Source organism: Parasphingomonas halimpatiens, from assembly GCF_036663795.1.
Classification (GTDB): Bacteria; Pseudomonadota; Alphaproteobacteria; order Sphingomonadales; family Sphingomonadaceae; genus Sphingomonas.
In genome coordinates this window covers 55,868-74,338 of sequence record NZ_JAXOJP010000001.1, presented here as the reverse complement: position 1 = coordinate 74,338, position 18,471 = coordinate 55,868, and the positions used below count along the sequence as shown (strand labels likewise).

Annotated in this window: 17 protein-coding genes; 10 read left to right on the top strand and 7 right to left on the bottom strand. The window is 67.1% G+C overall.

Features of this window, described 5'->3' with window-relative positions; all coding sequences use genetic code 11:
- Positions 1 to 11: 11 nt before the first annotated feature.
- From U1839_RS00330 to U1839_RS00320, 3 genes are all read right to left on the bottom strand, one after another.
- Positions 12 to 416 carry a hypothetical protein gene (locus U1839_RS00330; protein WP_332801681.1) on the bottom strand — a complete coding sequence of 135 codons (405 nt, stop codon included), beginning with the start codon at positions 414 to 416 and terminating at the stop codon, positions 12 to 14.
- 310 nt (positions 417 to 726) lie between these two features.
- Positions 727 to 1,404, bottom strand: a complete 678-nt coding sequence (locus U1839_RS00325) for a TetR/AcrR family transcriptional regulator (protein ID WP_332801680.1) — start codon at positions 1,402 to 1,404, stop codon at positions 727 to 729.
- A gap of 49 nt (positions 1,405 to 1,453) precedes the next feature.
- On the bottom strand, positions 1,454 to 2,023 hold the full coding sequence (locus U1839_RS00320) for an arylesterase (RefSeq protein ID WP_332801679.1): 570 nt from the start codon (positions 2,021 to 2,023) through the stop codon (positions 1,454 to 1,456).
- Positions 2,024 to 2,100: 77 nt separating this feature from the next.
- Here U1839_RS00320 and U1839_RS00315 point away from each other — a divergent pair, with 77 nt between their 5' ends.
- The 6 genes from U1839_RS00315 (at position 2,101) to U1839_RS00290 (ending at position 9,485) form a co-directional block, all read left to right on the top strand.
- Positions 2,101 to 2,808: an ABC transporter ATP-binding protein gene (locus U1839_RS00315; RefSeq protein WP_332801678.1), complete on the top strand. Its 708-nt coding sequence runs from the start codon at positions 2,101 to 2,103 to the stop codon at positions 2,806 to 2,808.
- The gene (locus tag U1839_RS00310) at positions 2,805 to 5,294 is read left to right on the top strand and encodes an ABC transporter permease (protein ID WP_332801677.1); all 2,490 of its coding nucleotides are present in this window, start codon (positions 2,805 to 2,807) and stop codon (positions 5,292 to 5,294) included. The genes U1839_RS00315 and U1839_RS00310 overlap by 4 nt, the downstream gene beginning before the upstream one ends.
- Before the next feature lie 122 nt (positions 5,295 to 5,416).
- Complete coding sequence (locus tag U1839_RS00305; protein ID WP_332801676.1) at positions 5,417 to 6,235, top strand: nuclear transport factor 2 family protein; 819 nt, start codon at positions 5,417 to 5,419, stop codon at positions 6,233 to 6,235.
- Between the two features lie 175 nt (positions 6,236 to 6,410).
- The gene (locus U1839_RS00300) at positions 6,411 to 7,592 is read left to right on the top strand and encodes a cytochrome P450 (protein ID WP_332801675.1); all 1,182 of its coding nucleotides are present in this window, start codon (positions 6,411 to 6,413) and stop codon (positions 7,590 to 7,592) included.
- A gap of 73 nt (positions 7,593 to 7,665) precedes the next feature.
- Entirely contained in the window at positions 7,666 to 8,973 is a 1,308-nt protein-coding gene (locus U1839_RS00295) for an MFS transporter (protein WP_332801674.1), read from the top strand.
- A 47-nt stretch (positions 8,974 to 9,020) separates the two neighbouring features.
- A complete protein-coding gene (locus tag U1839_RS00290) occupies positions 9,021 to 9,485 on the top strand; it encodes a MarR family winged helix-turn-helix transcriptional regulator (protein WP_332801673.1) in 465 nt (154 codons plus the stop codon).
- A gap of 39 nt (positions 9,486 to 9,524) precedes the next feature.
- Here the strand turns inward: U1839_RS00290 and U1839_RS00285 are convergent, their stop codons facing one another.
- The 3 genes from U1839_RS00285 to U1839_RS00275 form a co-directional block, all read right to left on the bottom strand.
- The gene (locus tag U1839_RS00285) at positions 9,525 to 11,651 is read right to left on the bottom strand and encodes an acetate--CoA ligase family protein (protein WP_332801672.1); all 2,127 of its coding nucleotides are present in this window, start codon (positions 11,649 to 11,651) and stop codon (positions 9,525 to 9,527) included.
- A 10-nt stretch (positions 11,652 to 11,661) separates the two neighbouring features.
- Positions 11,662 to 12,498 (bottom strand): p-hydroxycinnamoyl CoA hydratase/lyase, encoded by an 837-nt coding sequence (locus tag U1839_RS00280; protein WP_332801671.1) that lies wholly within the window; start codon positions 12,496 to 12,498, stop codon positions 11,662 to 11,664.
- A 120-nt stretch (positions 12,499 to 12,618) separates the two neighbouring features.
- Positions 12,619 to 14,067 carry an aldehyde dehydrogenase gene (locus U1839_RS00275; protein ID WP_332801670.1) on the bottom strand — a complete coding sequence of 483 codons (1,449 nt, stop codon included), beginning with the start codon at positions 14,065 to 14,067 and terminating at the stop codon, positions 12,619 to 12,621.
- A 110-nt stretch (positions 14,068 to 14,177) separates the two neighbouring features.
- On the opposite strand from U1839_RS00275, the gene U1839_RS00270 reads away from it, so the two are divergent.
- The 4 genes from U1839_RS00270 (at position 14,178) to U1839_RS00255 (ending at position 17,166) form a co-directional block, all read left to right on the top strand.
- Positions 14,178 to 14,861, top strand: a complete 684-nt coding sequence (locus U1839_RS00270; protein WP_332801669.1) for a GntR family transcriptional regulator — start codon at positions 14,178 to 14,180, stop codon at positions 14,859 to 14,861.
- 87 nt (positions 14,862 to 14,948) lie between these two features.
- A complete protein-coding gene (locus U1839_RS00265) occupies positions 14,949 to 15,491 on the top strand; it encodes a hypothetical protein (protein WP_332801668.1) in 543 nt (180 codons plus the stop codon).
- Between the two features lie 586 nt (positions 15,492 to 16,077).
- Positions 16,078 to 16,569 (top strand): SUKH-3 domain-containing protein, encoded by a 492-nt coding sequence (locus U1839_RS00260; RefSeq protein ID WP_332801667.1) that lies wholly within the window; start codon positions 16,078 to 16,080, stop codon positions 16,567 to 16,569.
- A 210-nt stretch (positions 16,570 to 16,779) separates the two neighbouring features.
- Positions 16,780 to 17,166 carry a hypothetical protein gene (locus U1839_RS00255; protein ID WP_332801666.1) on the top strand — a complete coding sequence of 129 codons (387 nt, stop codon included), beginning with the start codon at positions 16,780 to 16,782 and terminating at the stop codon, positions 17,164 to 17,166.
- Between the two features lie 116 nt (positions 17,167 to 17,282).
- On the opposite strand, the gene U1839_RS00250 is transcribed toward U1839_RS00255, so the two are convergent.
- The gene (locus U1839_RS00250) at positions 17,283 to 18,461 is read right to left on the bottom strand and encodes a cytochrome P450 (protein WP_332801665.1); all 1,179 of its coding nucleotides are present in this window, start codon (positions 18,459 to 18,461) and stop codon (positions 17,283 to 17,285) included.
- Between the last annotated feature and the right edge of the window lie 10 nt (positions 18,462 to 18,471).

The window sequence follows — 18,471 nt, the reverse complement described above, 5'->3', positions numbered from 1 at the left end:
GATCGAGCGCGTCATCGCCGACGGATCCTTTGCTGGCGCGCGGCGCGGCCGGCGCTGATGCTCTTCAGGAGCGTTTCATATTGTTCGATCGTGTAGCCGGCGGCGACGAAGGCGCGGATCTCCCACGACGGCACGACATAGCCGTGATGCCAGGCGAGCACCGCCATGCGGCGCAGCGCCTCGAGCTTCTCGTCGGCAAGGCGCGGATTGGGACGCCCGCCGAACAGCACGCCCATGGCGATCGCCATGCGGCCCGGGGTGCGCAGCGTCGCAACCGTGTCGCGCCCGGCGAGCGCGACGATCGACCATTCGAGCGCGCTCAGCCGGCTTTCGCCGACCGGCGGGCGGAGCAACTGGTGCAGTGCGGTTTCGACGACGTCGCCACCGGTGGTTTCGGCAAAGGCAAGATATGCCATGATGTGATCTCCCTGCGTTGCGGCGCGGGCATGCGCGTCCGCTGCCGGCGACACGCGTCGCCGGCGGTGTTTCTCTGATGGGGTAACGCGATGCGGCAGGACGCATTCCGACACGCCGCGCACAACGGCGCGCGACCGGAAACCTGCCGACAATCGGGTAGGCACTCAGAACCCGGTAACGGGCCCCTCGCGACTATGCTGACGCATGACGGCTTCCTTCGCAGCCCGGGCTTCGTTACGAGCCCCACGTTCTATACTCATCGGTATATAAGTCGTATTGCGCTGCGTCAACAGCATTTCGTACCGGTCGTTAGAAATATTTTTGTGCTTTTGCGGTCGCATCGCCCAGAGCGGTTCGTCGCTCTTCAACCAGATGCCATCGGCTCGGCCACATCATCATGCTGGTGTCGACCAGGCGGTCGAGCTCGGCACGGTTGGCCCCTGCCCCCGCCTGCACGGCCATGCCCTGCATCAGCGCATAGAGGAAACCGGTCAGCGCCTCGACATCGACATGGTCGGGCAGGTCGCCCTCGACCTTGGCGCGTTCCATGCGGTCGATCAGCGCATGCTTGGCGACCTTGCCGCGTTCGAGCACTTCCTCGCGGATCGACTCGGCTTCGGAGCCGCACGCGACCGAACTGATCACGCCCAGGCAACCACGCGGTTCGCAGCTGCTGGTCTGGTTCTCGACGCTGCCACGCAGCAGATGCTCGGCAACCTCGCGCGCGCTCGGCTTGTCGAGCGCCTGGCCGACATAGGCCATCTTCTCGCGCTCATAGAGGTCGAGCGCCTTGCGAAACAGCGCTTCCTTGTTGCCGAAAGCGGCGTAGAGGCTGGGTTTGGTGATGCCCATCGCCTCGGTCAGATCGACCATCGACGCGCCTTCATAGCCCTTCGACCAGAAGACGCGCAGCGCCGCCGCCAGCGCAGCGTCGAGGCAGAACTCGCGCGGGCGACCCTTGGTCGCGGTGCATGCCAAAGTTTCCATAACGGTCGGTATATAAGATCGCCATCGGGGAAAGTCGAGTCCTGCCCGATCAGCGCAGCGCCTTGCGCACCGCCGGCAGGATCCGCGCGACGATGATCTCGACGCCGCGCGCATTGGGGTGCAGGCCGTCGCCCTGCAGCAGGTCGCGCTGCGCCGCGACGCCGTCAAGGAAGAAGGGGTAGAGCGGCACGCGGTGCGCAGCGGCGAGTTCGGGATACATTGCCTCGAACGCGCGGACATAATCGGGACCGAGATTCGGCGCGGCGCGCATGCCGGCGAGCAGCACGGGGATGCGGCGGCGTTGCAGCTCGACGAGGATCGCGTCGAGGTTGGCGCGCGCCTGCGCCGGCGGCAGGCCGCGCAGCATGTCGTTGGCGCCGAGTTCGACGATCACCAGGTCGGGCGTCGCGCCGAGCCCGCGCAGGCCCCAGCGCAGCCGCGCGCGGGCCTGGGCCGCGGTATCGCCGGCGACGCCGCCATTGCGTACCGTCGCGGCCACACCGGCACGCCGCAGCGCCGCCTCGAGCCGCGTCGTGAAACCTTGCGCCGGTGGCAGGCCATAGCCCGCGGCGAGGCTGTCGCCGAACGCCCAGATCAGCGGCGCGCGCTTTTCGGCCATGGCGGGGGCGGCAATAAAGCTCGCCAGCAACAGGGCGAGATGGACAAACGCGCGTCGCGCTCCATATCGTCGACACAGTGACCACATCATCATCCCCCGCCGATAGCGCGCTGATCGCCGCGCGCAACGTGACATTATCGCTGGGGAAGCCGCCCGCCCGCGTCGACATCCTGCGCGGCATCGATCTCGATGTCGTCGCCGGCGAGAGCGTCGCGCTGCTCGGCCCGTCGGGATCGGGCAAATCCTCGCTGATGGCGGTGCTGGCCGGCCTCGAACGGCCGAGCGGCGGCACCGTCAGGGTCGCCGGGCTGGATTTCGCCACGCTCAGCGAAGACGGCCTTGCCGTCGCGCGGCGCGGGCGGATCGGCATCGTGCTGCAGGCCTTTCACCTGCTGCCGACGATGACCGCGCTGGAAAATGTCGCGGTACCGCTCGAACTCGCCGGCGAGCTCGACGCCTTTGCCCGCGCCGCGACCGAACTGGCGGCGGTCGGACTGGCCGATCGTACCGGCCATTATCCGACACAGCTGTCGGGCGGCGAGCAGCAGCGCGTGGCGATCGCGCGCGCACTGATCGCCCGCCCCGCGCTGGTCTTCGCCGACGAACCGACCGGCAATCTCGACACCGCGACGGGCGTGACGATCATGGACATGCTGTTCGCGCGCCACGCGGCGAGCGGCACGACCTTGTTCGTCATCACGCACGACCCCGCGCTCGCGGCGCGCTGCGCCCGGGTGATCGAACTGGCCGACGGCCGCATCGTCGCCGACCGGCGCGCGGCATGAGCATCGCCTGGCGGCTGGCGCTGCGCGACCTGCGGCGCGGCGGGCGCGGGCTGTTGCTGCTCGTGTTGTGCCTGTTTCTCGGCACCGCAGCGCTGGCCGGAATCGGCAGCCTGTCGGCGAGCCTGATCGCCGCGCTCGACGCGCAGGGGCGCCAGATGCTGGGCGGTGATGTCGAACTGGTCGTCTCGCAACGCCGCGCGACGGTCGAGGAAATGGCGGCCTTCGCCGCCGAGGGGCGCGTCTCCGAAACCGTCGGGATGCGCGCGATGGCCGATGCCGGGCGCGGGCCGGTGCTGGTCGACTTGCGCGGCGTCGACGGCGCCTGGCCGATGGTCGGCGCCTTCCGGCTGGCACCCGGCGCGATCGCCGACCGGCCGCGCGGCAACGAGATCGCGATCGCACCGGCGCTGGCCGATCGGCTTGGCGTGAAGGTCGGCGACACGCTGCGGCTCGGCGTGGCGCGGCTCAAGGTGATCGGCCTGATCGCGGCCGAGCCCGACCGACTCGGCGCGGGCTTCACGCTCGGCCCGCCGGTGCTGGTCGACATGGCGGGGCTCGATGCGACGCGGCTGGTACAGCCCGGGAGCCTGTACGAGAGCCACTACCGGATCGTGCTACCGCGCGTCGAGACGACCAAGGCGATCAGCGACAGGCTCGCCAAGCGCTTCGGGCGCGACGGTTTCGCGGTGAAGAGCAGCGACCGCGCCGCCGGCGGGCTGCGGCGCGGCATTGCCCAGCTCGGCCAGTTCCTGCTGCTCGTCGGCCTCGCCGCGCTGGCCATTGCCGGCGTCGGTGTGGGCAGCGGGGTTGCCGCCTATCTCGCCGGCAAGACACGGATCATCGCCACGCTGAAGGTGCTCGGCGCGCGGACGGGCACGATCGCGGCGATCTTCCTGACGCAGCTCGGTGTGGTGGCGGCGGTGGGGATAACCGGTGGTCTGGCGCTGGGCGCGCTGGTGCCGGCGATCGTTGTCGCCGTGGCGGGTGATGCGCTGCCGGTGCCGCCGCGGCTCGCGCTCTATCCGCTGCCGCTGGCGACGGCGGCGGCGCTGGGGCTGCTCGTCGCGCTGCTGTTCGCGCTCCCGGCGCTGGCGCGGGCGCGCCACGTGCCGGCGGCGACGCTGCTGCGCGACGCGCTGGCGCCGGGCGGGTTGCCGTCGTGGCGGGTGATCGGCGTGATGCTCGCGCTGGTCGCGGCACTGGTCGCGCTCGCCGTGCTGACGGCGTCCGACATGTCGCTGGCGCTGGGGTTCGTCGGCGCGGTCGGCGCACTGATCCTGCTGCTGTGGCTGATCGGACTGCTGGTGCGGCGCGGTGTCGCGCGGCTGCCACGCGCGCGGACGCCGCTGCTGCGGCTGGCGCTCGCCAATCTCCACCGGCCCGGCGCCGAGACCGACCGGTTGGTGGTCGCGCTCGGCCTCGGCTTCGCGCTGTTCGTCGCGCTGGCGGTGATCGACACCAGCCTGTCGGCCGAGCTGGCCGGCGCCGCCCCGGCCAAGGCACCGCGCTTCTTCGCGATCGACCTCCAGCCCGACGATGCGGCGCCGTTCCGCGCCGCCGTCGCTGCCGCCGCGCCGGGCGCGCGGATCGAGGCGGTGCCGTCGCTGCGCGGCGCGATTACCGCGGTGAAGGGCGTGCGCGTCGCCGACATGAAGACGTTGCCCGACGCCGCCTGGGTGCTGCGCGGCGACCGGACGATCACCTGGTCGACGGGCGTGCCGCCGCGCAACGACGTGATCGCGGGCAGATGGTGGCCGGCCGATTATCGCGGGCCGCCGCTGGTTTCGCTCGAGGATCGCGCGGCGGCGGCGCTGGGATTGAAGATCGGCGACACGATTACCGTCACGGTACTCGGCGTCGATGTCCCGGCGCGCATCGCGGCGTTGCGCAAGATCGACTGGGGTGCGCTCGGGCTCAATTTCGCGATCGTCTTTTCGCCCGGTTATATCGAGGAAGCGCCGCACAGCCTGCTGGCGAGCGTCTATTCGACCCCGTCGCGCGACGGCGCGGTGGCGCGCGACGTCGCGACGGCGCTGCCCTCGGTGACGATGATCCGCGTCGGCGACCTGCTCGGCCAGATCGGCGTGGCACTGGGGCAGATCGCGCTGGCGATCCGCGCCGCCGCGGCGGTGACGGTCGCGGCGGGGATCGCCGTGCTGGTCGGGGCGGTCGCCGCCTCGTCGCGCGCGCGGCGCTACGATGCGGTGATCCTCAAGCTGCTCGGCGGCAGTGCGCGGCAAGTGCTGACGGCACAGGCGCTGGAATATGCGCTGCTGTCGCTGATCGTCGTCGTCGTGGCCTTGGCGGTCGGCGCGATCGGCGGCTGGTTCGTCGTGGTGAAGGTATTCGAACTCCCCTGGGCGCCCGACTGGATCGTCGTTGCGGCAACGCTCGCCGCCGGGGTGCTCGTCACGCTCGGCGTCGGGGTCACGGGAAGCCTGCCGGCGCTGCGCGCCAAACCGGCCGACGCGCTGCGCGAACTGTAACAGGCTGCTTACCGGTTTTCTGCCAGCCGGAATTCTATCTCCCGCCGGCTGGCGAGCGTCGACTGCCGCCCCTAGCGTGCACCTCAAGGCGTGCCGCGTAGACCGGCGAAGGGGAGGCGAAAATGGATTATGCGGCGTATGAGGCGCTGTTCAACACCGGCGACGATCAAGCGCTGGTCGCGCAATTCTTCTGCGACGAGGTGCGCTTCACGGGCGGCTCGCGCGACTATCAGGGGAGCGATCAGCTGCTCGCCTTCCTCGCATGGGCGCATGACGGGGTGCGCGAGGTGATGCGGCCGCAACTTGTCCTGCGCGACGCCCAACACATCTTCGCCGAGGTCGACATGGATTTCCACGCGATTAAGGAGCGCGCCGATTTTCCCTTCGGCCATCTCCACCCCGGCGACAGCGTGACGGTCAAGTTCTTCGTCACCTACCGGCTGCGCGACGGCAAGGTCGCCGAACTCAAATCGATGACCTGGCCGCCGGGAAAGGGTGTCACCCGGCTCCCGCTGCTCGGCGCGCATCCCAGCCAGATCGCAGCCTTCCACGCCTATGTCGCGGCGTTCAGCAACGCCGATTGCGATCGGTTCCGGCGTTTCTATGCCGATGATGTCGAACTGACGCTCAACCCGCAAATTCCACCGCTCCGCGGCCCCGACGCCATTGTCGGCTTCTACGGCCCGATGTTCGAGACGGTGCGCGAGCGCCTCGCAATCCATTCGGTCGAGGCCAGCGACACGGCGATCACCCTCGACGCGACGATGTGCTTCACCGCCATCGCCGACGCGCCGGGCTTCGTCCTCCGCCCGCTGAAAAAGGGCGACCGGATCGAGGGCCGCGTGTTTGTCGATTATGCGCTGCGCGACGGGCTGATCGCACGGATCGCGGTGCGCCGGCAGGGCGAGCTGGCGTTCCATCCTGCGCCGGCTGACGGCTGAAGCGAAAGTCACGGCTGAACCCGCCGACCGTACGTGCCGGATACTGCCGCGTGGCGCTACACAGCTCGGGCACCCGGTTTGATTTCGGTCAAAGTCGCCCCCGCAATATTTGTTATAGGACATACTAATTAGACCAAGGGAGGCGGAGATGTCGGACGCGGGGACAATCGCACGCATGAACGGGTCCCGACCCGCCTTTCATTTCGACCCCTATGCGCCGCAAACCGATGCGGACCCCTTCCCCGCCTATCGTACCCTGCGCGAGGAGCATCCCTGCTTCTGGAGCGAAGAGGCCGGCATGTGGGTGTTGTCGCGCTACGACGACATCCTCGGCGCGCTGACCAACTGGCGGCTATTCTCGTCGGCGCAGGGCAATCTGATCGACGAACTGCCCGGCCGTGCCGGCGCGACGCTCGGGACGACCGACCCGCCGCGCCACGATCGCCTGCGCGGCCTGATCCAGAAAGCGGTGACGCGCAGCGCGCTCGACCATATTCTCGAGCCGACACGCGAGCTGTGTCGCGGCCATCTCGCCGCGCTCGCGGGGCGTGAGCGCTTCGATCTGGTCGGCGATTACACGGCGAAGGTCACGGTCGATCTGCTCTTCCATCTTTTCGCCATGCCGCGCGACATGCGCGATACGGTGCGCGACAAGGCGTTCCTGATGGTCCAGACCGATCCGGTCACGCGGCAAAAGGGGCCGGAGCATCTCTCCGCTTTTGCCTGGATGGCCGATTTCGCCGCGTCGCTGGTCGCCGAACGCAAGAAGAATCCCGGCACCGACCTGCTGTCGAATTTCATCACCTCCGAGATCGACGGCGAAAAGCTGCTCGACCGCGAGGTGCAGCTGACCGTGACCACGCTGATCATGGCGGGGATCGAATCGCTGTCGGGCTTCATGGCGATGTTCGGGCTCAATCTCGCCGACCATCCCGATGCGCGGCGCGCACTGGTCGCCGATCCGACGCGGATTCCCGATGCGATCGAGGAATCGCTGCGCTACAATACCTCCGCGCAGCGCTTCAAACGCTGCCTCACCCAGGATCATGCGCTCCACGGCGAGACGATGCGCGCCGGCGACTTCGTGATGCTGTGCTACGGCTCGGCCAATCGCGACCCGCGCAAGTTCGAAAATCCAGACAGCTATGATATCGCGCGTCGACCCAAGGCCCATCTCGGTTTTGGCGGCGGAGTCCATTCCTGCCTCGGCGCAATGATCGCCCGGCTCGCGTCGCAGCTGGCTTACCGCGAATTGCTCGCCGTCGTTCCCGATTATACGCGCGTGGACGAGCAGCTCGCCTGGGTGCCCTCTTCCAATTTTCGCAGCCCGACCAGCCTGGTCGTCGCGGTCGGGTAACGCCAAGCCACGAATAGTTTGTTGCGTGGCATAGCAATGCGCGCCACAGTCCCGGCCAGACCAGGAGGGGCAAATGGCAACCGATCCGCGCGCGATCATCGATCGCGAACCGATGTCGCGATTCCAGTGGACGGTCGTCGCCGTGATGGTCGGGCTCAACGCGCTCGACGGGTTCGACGTGCTGTCGATCAGCTTTGCCTCGCCCGGCATCGCCAAGGATTGGGGGATCGATCGCGGCGCGCTCGGCATCGTCCTGTCGATGGAGTTGATCGGCATGGCGGCGGGGTCGCTGCTGCTCGGCGGCGTGGCGGATCGTATCGGCCGACGGCTGACGATCCTCGCCTGTCTCGTCGGCATGGCATTCGGCATGTTCGGCGCGGCGACGGCGCATGACGTGACGACCTTGTCGCTGTGGCGCGTGGTGACCGGCCTCGGCATCGGCGGCATGCTCGCGGCGACCAATGCCGCCGTCGCCGAGGCCGCGAACGCCGGGCGCCGCAACCTCGCGGTCGTGCTGATGGCGGGCGGCTATCCCGTCGGCACGATCATCGGCGGACTGGTCTCGGCGCGGTTGCTGGCCGATCATGGCTGGCCCGCCGTGTTCATCTTCGGCGGCATCGCGACGACCTGCTTCATTCCGCTGGTGCTGCTGTTCGCCCCCGAATCGATCGCTTTCCTGATGGAACAACGTCGCCCCGATGCGCTGGCGCGGATCAATCGGACGCTGGGACGCATGGGCCATGCCGCCGTCGATGCCCTCCCCGCCATCGCGGCAAAGGCGCGGCGCATCCGCATCACCGAGCTTTTCGTCCCCGCTTACATCGCGCTGACGGTGGCGTTGACGGTCGCCTATCTCGCGCATGTCATGACCTTCTATTTCGTGCTCAAATGGATCCCGAAGATCGTCGTCGACATGGGCTTCGCGCCGCCGCTCGCCGCCGGCGTGCTGGTATGGGCGAGCGTTGGCGGCGCCTCGGGATCGCTGTTGCTCGGGCTGATGACCACCCGGCTGCACCTCTACACGCTGACCATCACCGCGATGCTGGCCTCGACGCTCGCCGTCATCGCCTTCGGCCAGGGGCAGACCGACCTCGGCACGCTCTCGCTGATCGCCGCGATCGCCGGCTTTGCCACCAATGCCGGTATCGTCGGCCTCTATGCGCTGATCGCCGCCGCCTTTCCGACGCATCTGCGCGCGACGGCGACGGGCTTCGTCATCGGGGTCGGCCGCGGCGGCTCGGCGCTGGCACCGGCACTTGCCGGTTTCCTGTTCGTGGCCGGCCATGGCCTGGCAACTGTTGCCGTGCTGATGGCGATGGGTTCGCTGGTCGCGGCGTTCACCTTGTTCATCGCGCGCCGGCGGCTGCGTACGGCAACTTGAGCGCGCCGGGCAATGGCAGCATGATGGCGCAAACAGGGAGGATGATAGTGGCAAGCGCAGCAACGGCGAGCGCCGAGCACGAGGTCTCGATCGGCAACCTCGACCGCCTGGTCGGTTACCATCTGCGCCGCGCCTCGGCGGTGGTCAGCAACGACTTTTCGCGCGCGTTGGACGGCACCGGGATCAGGCAGGTGCTGTTCGGCATCATGTCGATCGTCAAGGCCAACCCCGGAATCAACCAGGGCGCGGCGGGGCGCGCGCTCGGCATCAAGCGCGCCAACATGGTGTCGCTGATCAACGAACTGACCGATCGCGACCTGCTCGACCGCAAGATCGCCGCCGATGACCGGCGCGCCTTCTCTCTATCTCTGTCGACCGCCGGCGAGGCGATGTTCGACGACTGCCTGAAGCGCATCGGCGCGCATGAGGATCGGCTGATGTCCGACCTGAGCAGCGCCGAGCGGGACGCGCTGATCGACCTGCTCAGCCGGATCGAGGCGAAGGAACGCTGAGCGCGCGCGGCGCGCATGCGCGGCGCCGCATCGCCGGTATCAGGCGTCCACGCCGTAGATCAGCGCATCGAGCGCGACCGCGCCCTGCCCGACCGGATAGACCACCACCGGGTTGAGATCGATTTCGCGGATCGACGGCGCCGCGGCGAGCAGCCGGCCGAGCGCCATGACGATGTCGGCCACCGCGGCGATGTCGAGCGCGGGGCTGCCGCGCCACCCGGCGAACAGCGCGCCGCTCCTGAGCTGGCGCAGTTCGGCGACGATCGCCGCGTGCGTCAGGTCGGGCGGCAGCAAGCGGACATCCTGCAATATCTCGGCCTGCACGCCGCCAAAGCCGACCAGGATGACCGGTCCCCATTCCGGGTCGTTGCGGGCACCGACGATGAGCTCGACACCGCGTTGCCCCATCGCCTCGACGAGCACCCCGTCAAGCAGCATGCCGGGCGCGTGGTGCGCGATATTGGCGTGCAGTTCGTCCCAGCCACGCGCCAGTGAAGCCGCGTCGGCGAGGTTGAGGATCACGCCGCCGGCGTCGCTCTTGTGGCTGAGCGCGGCCGCCTGCGCCTTGATGACGACCGGATAGCCGATCGCGGCAGCGACTTTTTGCGCTTCATCGAGCGAGGTCGCGAAGCCGCCGCGCGGGAAGGGCACGCCGAGCGGCGCCAGCACTTGCTTGGCGCGATATTCCGGGATCACCCCGGCAGGAATCGGGTCGATGACAAGCGGCGCGACCGTGGCCCGGGTGAAGTCGCGGGCGGCAGCGTGCGACAGCGCGGCAAGCGCGCGAAAGGCACGGTCGGGCGACGGGAAATAAGCCACGCTTTGGCCGCGCAGCCGCGTGACATAGGCCGGCGGCACCGGTGCGCCATCGTCGAGCCCGGCGAAGATCACTGGCTTGGCCGGGCGTAACGCCTCGATCGCGGCGATGATCGGCTCGAACTTCAATCGCGCGGTCGCCTGGTCGGTCTGGATGATGCCGAGCACGATGCAGGCGAAGCGCTCGTCGTCGAGCAAAGGCGCGAGCGTGCGGCGGTAGAGGTCGGGATCGACCAGCGCCTGCGCGGTCAAATCCATCGGGTTGCTGACCGGAATGAAATCGGGGATCGCGGCACGCAGTTGCGCCGCGGTCGCCTCGCCCGGGGCGGGCAAGGCGAGGCCGACGCGCTCGCACAAATCGAGCGTCAGCGCCTTGAACGCGCCCGATTCGGTCAGCACCGCGCATCCGCCGGCGGGCATCGGGCCGCAGCGCAGTGCGAGATCGGTCAGGTCGCCCAGTTCCTCGAGATTGTCGGCGAGGATCACCCCGGCGCGCTCGACCTTGGTCTTCATCACCTGCCAGTCGCCGGCCATCGCGCCGGTATGCGTCGCGGCGGATTCGCGCGCGGCGCTCGACGTACCGGGATGGAGCAGGACGATCGGCTTGCCCGCGACCCGCGCGCGCTCCGCCAGTGCGAGAAAGCGGGCAGGCTTGCGGAACTGTTCGACGATCATCGCGATGACATGGGTATGCGGATCATCGATCAGATAATCGACATAGTCCTCGACCCCCGAGGCGGCCTCGTTGCCGGTCGACACCGACAGCGAAACGCCCAGCTCCTTCGCCATCAGCGTCGTGCCGAGCACCACCGCCATGGCGCCCGATTGCGAGACGATGCCGACGCCCGGCCGGTCGCCGAGCCGCTCCGACGAGGTCTCGACGAAGGTCAACGCCACGCCATCGACATAGTTGGTCAGGCCGAGGCAGTTGGGCCCCTCGACGATCATGCCGCTTTCGGCCGCGATCCGCGCCACCTCGCGCTGCGCCGCGAGGCCTTCTTCACCACCCTCGGCAAAACCGGCCGAGAAGATCACCGCTGCGCCGACGCCGCGCGCCGCCAGCGCTCGGATCGTCGCCAGCACCGCCGCGCCGGGGATCGCCAGCACCGCCGCATCGACGCCCTCGGGCAGCTCGTCCACCGAGCCGAGCGACTGGCGCCCGGCGATCACCCCGCGCCGCGGGTTGATCAGGTGGATGTCGCCGGCAAAACCGTGGCGCTCGAGATTGGCGAGCACCTGGTTGCCGAGCGCGCCGGGCTTTTCCGACGCGCCGACGATCGCCACCGATCGCGGCCGGAGTAAGCGGTCGAGCGAGCCCAGGCGCGGCGGGGCGAGCGTGTCGATGGTCATGGTGTCGGGCTCAGGCCTGCTGCTTCGACCGATCATAGGCGCCAAGACCGGGCTTGAAGGTCTTGTCGTCGATGAACTGCTTGATGCCTTCCTTGCGCCCTTCATTGTCGTAGCTGTTGGCGGCTTCCTGCGCGCGGATCAGATAATCCTCGGCATCGTCATAGCTCAGCACGCCGACGCGGCGGACCGCATCCTTGGTCGCCTTGAGCGCGACCGGATTCTTCTTGAGCAGCACGTTGGCGACCGCAGTCACGCGCGCCTCGAGGTCGGCGAGCGGCAGCGCCTCGTTGACCAGGCCCCATTCGGCCGCCGTCTTTCCGTCGACATTCTCGCCCATCATCGCATGGTACATCGCCTTGCGGAACGGCAGCAGTTCGACCGCGACCTTGGTCGCGCCGCCGCCGGGAAGGATGCCCCAGTTGATCTCGCTGAGGCCGAATTGCGCTTCATCCGCGGCGAACGCCAGGTCGCACGCGAACAGCGGACCATAACCACCGCCGAAGCACCAGCCATTGACCATCGCGATGGTCGGCTTCTGGTACCAGCGCAGCCGGCGCCACCAGCCATAGCTCTCGCGCTGCGCCTGGCGCGACGCGCCAAGCCCTTTGGCCTCGGTCTCACGGAAATACTCCTTGAGATCCATGCCGGCCGACCAGGCGGTGCCTTCGCCCGTCAGCACCAGCACGCCGACATCGTCGCGAAATTCGAGTGCGTTGAGCACATCCATCATCTCGCGGTTGAGCGTCGGCGACATGCAGTTGCGCTTGTCGGGGCGGTTGAACTTCACCCAGGCGATACGGTCAACGACGTCATAGGCTACGGTGCCCTGCGGGCTGGTCTCGGTCATCTTTTTTCTCTCTTTCGCCCCTCCCTGGCAGGGAGGGGTTGGGGTGGGTTGGCCTCGGGCGGTGGTGCTTGTGGTGAACACCCACCCCCGACCCCTCCCTTCCAGGGAGGGGCAAGAAGGTCAGATCGGATAGTGGCCGGGCTGGGTTTCGATGGTGATCCAGCGCAGCTCGGTGAAGCTGTCGATGCCGGCCTTGCCGCCGAAGCGGCCATAGCCCGAGCCCTTGGTGCCGCCGAACGGCATCTGCGCCTCGTCATGCACGGTCGGGCCGTTGACGTGGCAGATGCCCGACTTGATCTGGCGCGCGACGCGCAGGCCGCGTGCGGTGTCGCGCGTGAAGACCGACGCCGACAGGCCATATTCGGTGTCGTTGGCGAGCGTGATCGCCTCGGCCTCGTCCTTGGCGCGGATCACCGCCACGACCGGGCCAAAGCTTTCCTCGCGGAACAGCTTCATGGCGGGCGTCACCTTGTCGATGACATGCGCCGGCATCAGCACGCCGTCCGCCGCGCCGCCATTGACCTGCGTCGCGCCGGCGTCGATCGCATCCGCGATCAGGCCCTTCACATGATCGACCGTCTTCTGGTCGACCACCGCGCCGAGCGGCGTCTTGCCCTCGCGCGGATCGCCGACCGGCATCGTGCCGACCTTGGCCTGGAACTTCGCGACGAAGGCATCGGCAACGCTGTCGACAACGATGATCCGCTCGGTCGACATGCAGATCTGCCCCGAATTCAGGAACGCGCCGAACGCGGCGGCTTTCACGGCCTCGTCAAGATCGGCGTCCTCCAGCACGATCAGCGGCGCCTTGCCGCCGAGCTCGAGCAGCACCGGCTTGAGCTGCTGCGCGGCGCGTACCGCGATGATCCGCCCGACCGCGGTCGAGCCGGTGAAGTTGATGCGCCGGACATTGGGATTGTCGATCAGCGCGCCGACGATCTCGCCGGCATCGGACGGCGCATTGGTGACGAGATTGACCGCGCCCTCGGGCAGGCCGGCCTCGGCGAACGCCTCGACGATCAGCGCATGGGTGCGCGGGCATTGCTCGGACGCCTTGAGCACGACGGTGTTGCCGCAGGCCAGCGGCACCGCGATCGCGCGCACGCCGAGGATGATCGGCGCATTCCACGGCGCGATGCCGAGGATCACGCCGACCGGCTCGCGCAGCGCCATGGCGATGCAACCCGGCTTGTCCGAGGGGATGACCTCGCCGCTGATCTGGGTGGTCAGCGCCGCCGCCTCGCGCACCATGCCGGCGGCGAGCATCAGGTTGAAGCGTGCCCAGCCCTCGGTCGCGCCGATCTCGCCCATCATCGCCGCGACGAAATCCGACGCCTTGGCCTCGAGCGCATCGGCGGCCTTGTTGAGCAGCGCGCGGCGCGCATTGGGGCCCATTGCCGACCAAATCGGGAAGGCGGCGGCAGCGGCATTGGCCGCGGCATTGGCATCGTCGACGGTCGCGGCGGAGGCGGTGCTGGCGACCTCGCCGGTGACCGGGTTGCGCCGCTCGAAGCTGCTCAGGGATTCATGGGGGCGCCCGCCTACGAGCATCGAAACATGCGTTGCCATTCGGTTCTCTCCTTAATTGCTATGCCAGATAACTTATCAGCGCGCCGGCCGCAAGATCGATGTTGCGGCGGATTGTTGACAAAATGGCCGTCCCGGGCCGAACTAGACGCATGGCGAGCCCCGCAAGCACTTCCCGATCAGAGACACGGCGCGACGTGACCAGCGCCGATGTCGCGGCCTGGCTGCGCGACCGCATCCGGCTCGGTCGCGTGGCGCCGGGACAGCGGCTGATCGAGGCGGATGTGGTGCGCGATACCGGCGCGTCGCGCGGCCGCGTGCGCGAGGCATTGCAGCGACTCGAGACCGAAGGCCTGATCGTCATCGAGGAATTTCGCGGCGCCTCGGTGCGCAGTTTCACGCCCGACGAGACACGGCAAATCTATCGCGCGCGCATGGCGCTGGAGGGGCTTGCGGCGCATGATTGCACCGTCGCGGCGGACCCCGACTGCCTTGCGAGGATCGCCGCGCTGCAGGAAGAACTCAACAGCTGCGAGCATACCGGCGACCATCTGCGCTTCACGCGGATCAACGACACCTGGCACCTCGCGATCATCGAGGGCGCGCGCAACGACTATGTCCGCACCTTTGTCGAGCGGCTGCGCCTGCCACTCTACCGCCTGTTGTTCACGACCTTCTACAAGCCCGAGCGCATCGACTTCGCCAATGCCGATCATCGCCGCATCACCGCCGCGATCCTCGCCGGTCAGGCCGACGAGGCCGAGCGGCTGATGCGCACGCATATCGCGGAAGCGATGGAGTTCGCCGTCCGGCTCGAGGAGGATATCGCGGGTTAGGGCGTGGACGCATAGAGCGGCCATTGCGCTTGCGCCCCAGTTGCGGTCATTCGCGAACTTGATAGACCTAGCCCGAGATGCGGGGAGGTGAGCTTGTTCGATTGGTTAAAAAGAAAGGGCAGTGAGCAATCCGGTAATCCAGATCACGCGGACATAGTCCCGCAGGCGCTGAAGAAGCGTTATGAGGTCTTCGCGGATTATTTTCAGTTCTATCTGTGGGACGAGCGCGAACAGCCTGATGCCCCAACGGATTACACGGAGGAGGACACTAAGCGCCGAATCAAGGCGGCTCCATTCGTGGTAGTGATCCAACCCGCGCGTAATATGACTGTTCCTGTGGAAGTCGAGGTGTCCGACGGTCCTCCAACTTTAGCATTCGACAACTGGGATCACGTCGCGGAGGCGAGCGTCGAGTTGCCGTCCGGTCGATTGGAAATTCACGAATGCACGGGTGGCTCAATCGATGTTCTACCCGTCGCGCCGGGAACTTACCGCGTGAGAGCATACTTCGGCGGGTTAGATACCCTTAGCGAGGACGGGTTAGACGGTGACGATCAGTATAGCATTTTTCTGTGGCCTGCTCCCTTCGCGCCCATTGAAGTCCTGAAACAGTATGTGGATCCGCGCTAGCTACCTTAGCTGTGATTGAAAGCTGACGGTCGGCTTCCCACCAGGTCGAGCCGTTCCGCTCCCGACGCGGCGATCAGCTCGCCTGAAAGCGGCCGGGCCGGATATCGGATGAAATGCTGCCGGGCGGCAGCCGCCCCAATAGCGGACATTCGTCACGGCGTGATTTGATCCGCACCGCGTAGAGTGTCACACGAGAAGGGCGGTTTAGGAGCGGACAGGTGGTTAGAGACAGGCGACTGCTAGGTGCAATCTCGCTCTTCGCCGGTTCCGCCATCGCTTGGCTCATCCAGGCAGGCATCCTTCGCGCATACATCTATGCTGCTGTAATGGGACACTGGTCCGATTTCAGCACGTTCTTCGGGGTTCAGCCTCCATCGGAATACTGTTTCGATTACTGCGTCGCCGACCTGCCGTTCATTGCAGGTTGGGTTGCGATCGGCTGCTTTTTGCTCGGGTTTGCTCTACTGCTACGCGCTTGGCTAAGACCGTTTCAGTACCCGTTGCATCAAGGTAAATCCGATGAGCGGACTTTCAACCAAAGTGTCCCATGACGGTGACGTGGCGACCGATCAGGTAGTTCTGTCCGATGAGCACGGTTCCCGACAGCATGATGAAAAGCTTCGAAGCCGCAGGCTGGTTCAGCGGTCGCCAGGTTTATGTAGCGTCGGCCGTGCCGATCGATCACCCGGCTTACGCGCTTCTGGCTGAGTTTGGAGGGCTCACGCTTACGAAGCCAGCGCCTCATATATGCTCAATCGCATTTCGGCACGTGACCGACGGGGAATCGGACATGCTCGCTTGGGCGGCAGCACTGGGAACAGATATGGTCGGCATTGCGGAAGAAGACGATGGTCATGCCACGCTATATCTGAGCGGTCGTGGACAGGTTATCGGGTGTAGCAATGTCCACCCCGCATGGTTCTTGGTCGGGCGGACCATTGGCGAGGCACTCGACGCGATTGGCCATGGGAAACGTGCGCGGCCAATGCTGCTTCCTGATGAGGGCGAGATCACACTTTACGGCGTCACCTTTCGTCAAGGCGATGCAGAGGTGATCGGACCCGACGGACTCATCTAAGGCAACGGTGCCTTGCGGAGCGGCGGCGTTCCACCAGGCCGAGCCGTTCCGCTCTCACGCGGCGATCGGCACGCCTGAAAGCGGCCGGGCCGGATATCGGATGGAATGCTCCCGGGCGGCGGCCGCCCCAATGTTTAACGCATACACGATTGTCGCCGCGTCTGATGGGGCAGATTGCGCGGCTAGAAAATCCGTGGTTGTTTAACGATTATGAATGACATCCCCTCCGAACGAGTTGTCGATCAGCGCATCAGAAATCGCATTATGGAGGCGGTGGACACCCTAGCACTGGGGCGGGCTGGAGTGCGTGAGGTCGGCGCTGACGATTATTTTGAATATTTCTATGACTGGGTTCGCGACGGCGTGCCGAATGACAATTCGGCGATGACAGATCAGGAGCGAACAGGATTGGCTAATCTTGGTCGCTTGGTAAACATAGCGTGCGACGCAACTCGCCCCATTCACGACGACGAGGAACTAATCGCAACGGGTTGGCCAGATCGCTTGGCTCCAGAGGCACAGACAGTCCTCGCGCTCTTCAACGAGCGGGGTCGTTTTCCCGAAGACGATGAGCATCACGAGCCAGCTCGGAGTTAGCCTGTGCTGGGCTGTGTGCGCTTTCTGACCCTTTAGCCCGAAAGCGGACCGTCGCGAATTCACCGAAGCGGGCCACTCAGCCTTGTGCCGATAACCGTCGTTTACGGGTCAACGACCTACCCCGCGACCCGCAGCGGCACATAGACCGGGCCGACCTCGGGCATGCCGCTCATCCGCACCTCGCCATCGAGCTCGATGACGCTGGTCGCGGCGAGCAGTTCGCGGATCGCGATCTGCAATTCGACCCGCGCCATCGCCATGCCGGCGCAGCGATGCGGCCCACGCCCGAAGGCGAGATGTTCGCGGACATTGGGGCGGTCGAGCCGGAAGCTGTCGGGGTCGTCGAACACCGCTTCGTCGCGGTTGGCCGAGGCATAAGCGAGCGCGATCGGCTCGCCCGGCGGGATGTCGCGCCCGCCAAAGGTTGCGCCGTGCAGCGTGGTGCGCGCGAAGCCGCGATAGGGGGTGTAGAGCCGCAGGAATTCCTCGGTCGCGGCCGGGATCAGCATGAGGTCGGCGCGCAACTGCGCCTGCAACGCCTTGTCGCGCGCGAGATGGACCGCGACGCTGCCGACGAACACCGGCGGCGCGACCAGCCCGACGACGAGGATCTGGCGCACGCAGCCGACGAGCATCTCGTCGGGCAGCGGTGCGCCGGCGGCATCGACCGCGAGCAGCAGCGAACTGACGGGATCGCGCTCCGGATCGAGCGGCGCGAGGCGGCGGTCGGCGATCAGGTCGCGCGCGAGATCGTAGAGGATTTCGCTGGTCTTGCTGACGGTCGCGACGTCGAAATCCTCCCACGCCTTCACGAACGCCTGGGCGGTGCGCCAGAGAAGGTCGGTCTGCGCCGCATCGAGCGCGAACCAGTCGGCGAACACCAGAGCGGGGAGCGGGCTGGAATAATGCTCGACAATGTCGCCGCCGCCGCGCGCGACGAAAGCGCGCAGCAAGGCGCGGGCATGCCGCTCGATCACCGGGACGATCGCCTCGACGCGCTTCGGCCCGAGCGCGCGGTCGATCGCGCGGCGATAGGGCGTGTGTTCGGGCGGATCGAGGTGCAGCGGCGGGCGACGCCCCGAGGCCGAGGCGCCGGGCACCACGTTGCGGATGCGCGTGGTGAACTCGATCGGATCGTCGAGCACGCGCATGATGTCGGCATGGCGCGTGAGCATCCAGAAGCCGCCGAACGCATCGCTATGCGCGACCGGGCAGCGCCGGCGCAGATCGGCGAAAACGGCATGCGGCGTATCGAAGGACTCCGCCGCCAGCGGATCATAGTCTTGGGCGATCATGGATGCTCAC

Excerpts from the sequence above, each read along its gene's own strand:
- U1839_RS00330 (WP_332801681.1), bottom strand. The coding sequence starts at position 416 with ATGGCATATCTTGCCTTTGCCGAAACCACCGGTGGCGACGTCGTCGAA.
- U1839_RS00325 (WP_332801680.1), bottom strand. The coding sequence starts at position 1,404 with ATGGAAACTTTGGCATGCACCGCGACCAAGGGTCGCCCGCGCGAGTTC.
- U1839_RS00320 (WP_332801679.1), bottom strand. The coding sequence starts at position 2,023 with ATGGCCGAAAAGCGCGCGCCGCTGATCTGGGCGTTCGGCGACAGCCTC.
- U1839_RS00310 (WP_332801677.1), top strand. The coding sequence starts at position 2,805 with ATGAGCATCGCCTGGCGGCTGGCGCTGCGCGACCTGCGGCGCGGCGGG.
- U1839_RS00305 (WP_332801676.1), top strand. The coding sequence starts at position 5,417 with ATGGATTATGCGGCGTATGAGGCGCTGTTCAACACCGGCGACGATCAA.
- U1839_RS00300 (WP_332801675.1), top strand. The coding sequence starts at position 6,411 with ATGAACGGGTCCCGACCCGCCTTTCATTTCGACCCCTATGCGCCGCAA.
- U1839_RS00295 (WP_332801674.1), top strand. The coding sequence starts at position 7,666 with ATGGCAACCGATCCGCGCGCGATCATCGATCGCGAACCGATGTCGCGA.
- U1839_RS00285 (WP_332801672.1), bottom strand. The coding sequence starts at position 11,651 with ATGACCATCGACACGCTCGCCCCGCCGCGCCTGGGCTCGCTCGACCGC.
- U1839_RS00280 (WP_332801671.1), bottom strand. The coding sequence starts at position 12,498 with ATGACCGAGACCAGCCCGCAGGGCACCGTAGCCTATGACGTCGTTGAC.
- U1839_RS00275 (WP_332801670.1), bottom strand. The coding sequence starts at position 14,067 with ATGGCAACGCATGTTTCGATGCTCGTAGGCGGGCGCCCCCATGAATCC.
- U1839_RS00270 (WP_332801669.1), top strand. The coding sequence starts at position 14,178 with ATGGCGAGCCCCGCAAGCACTTCCCGATCAGAGACACGGCGCGACGTG.
- U1839_RS00260 (WP_332801667.1), top strand. The coding sequence starts at position 16,078 with ATGAGCACGGTTCCCGACAGCATGATGAAAAGCTTCGAAGCCGCAGGC.
- U1839_RS00255 (WP_332801666.1), top strand. The coding sequence starts at position 16,780 with ATGAATGACATCCCCTCCGAACGAGTTGTCGATCAGCGCATCAGAAAT.
- U1839_RS00250 (WP_332801665.1), bottom strand. The coding sequence starts at position 18,461 with ATGATCGCCCAAGACTATGATCCGCTGGCGGCGGAGTCCTTCGATACG.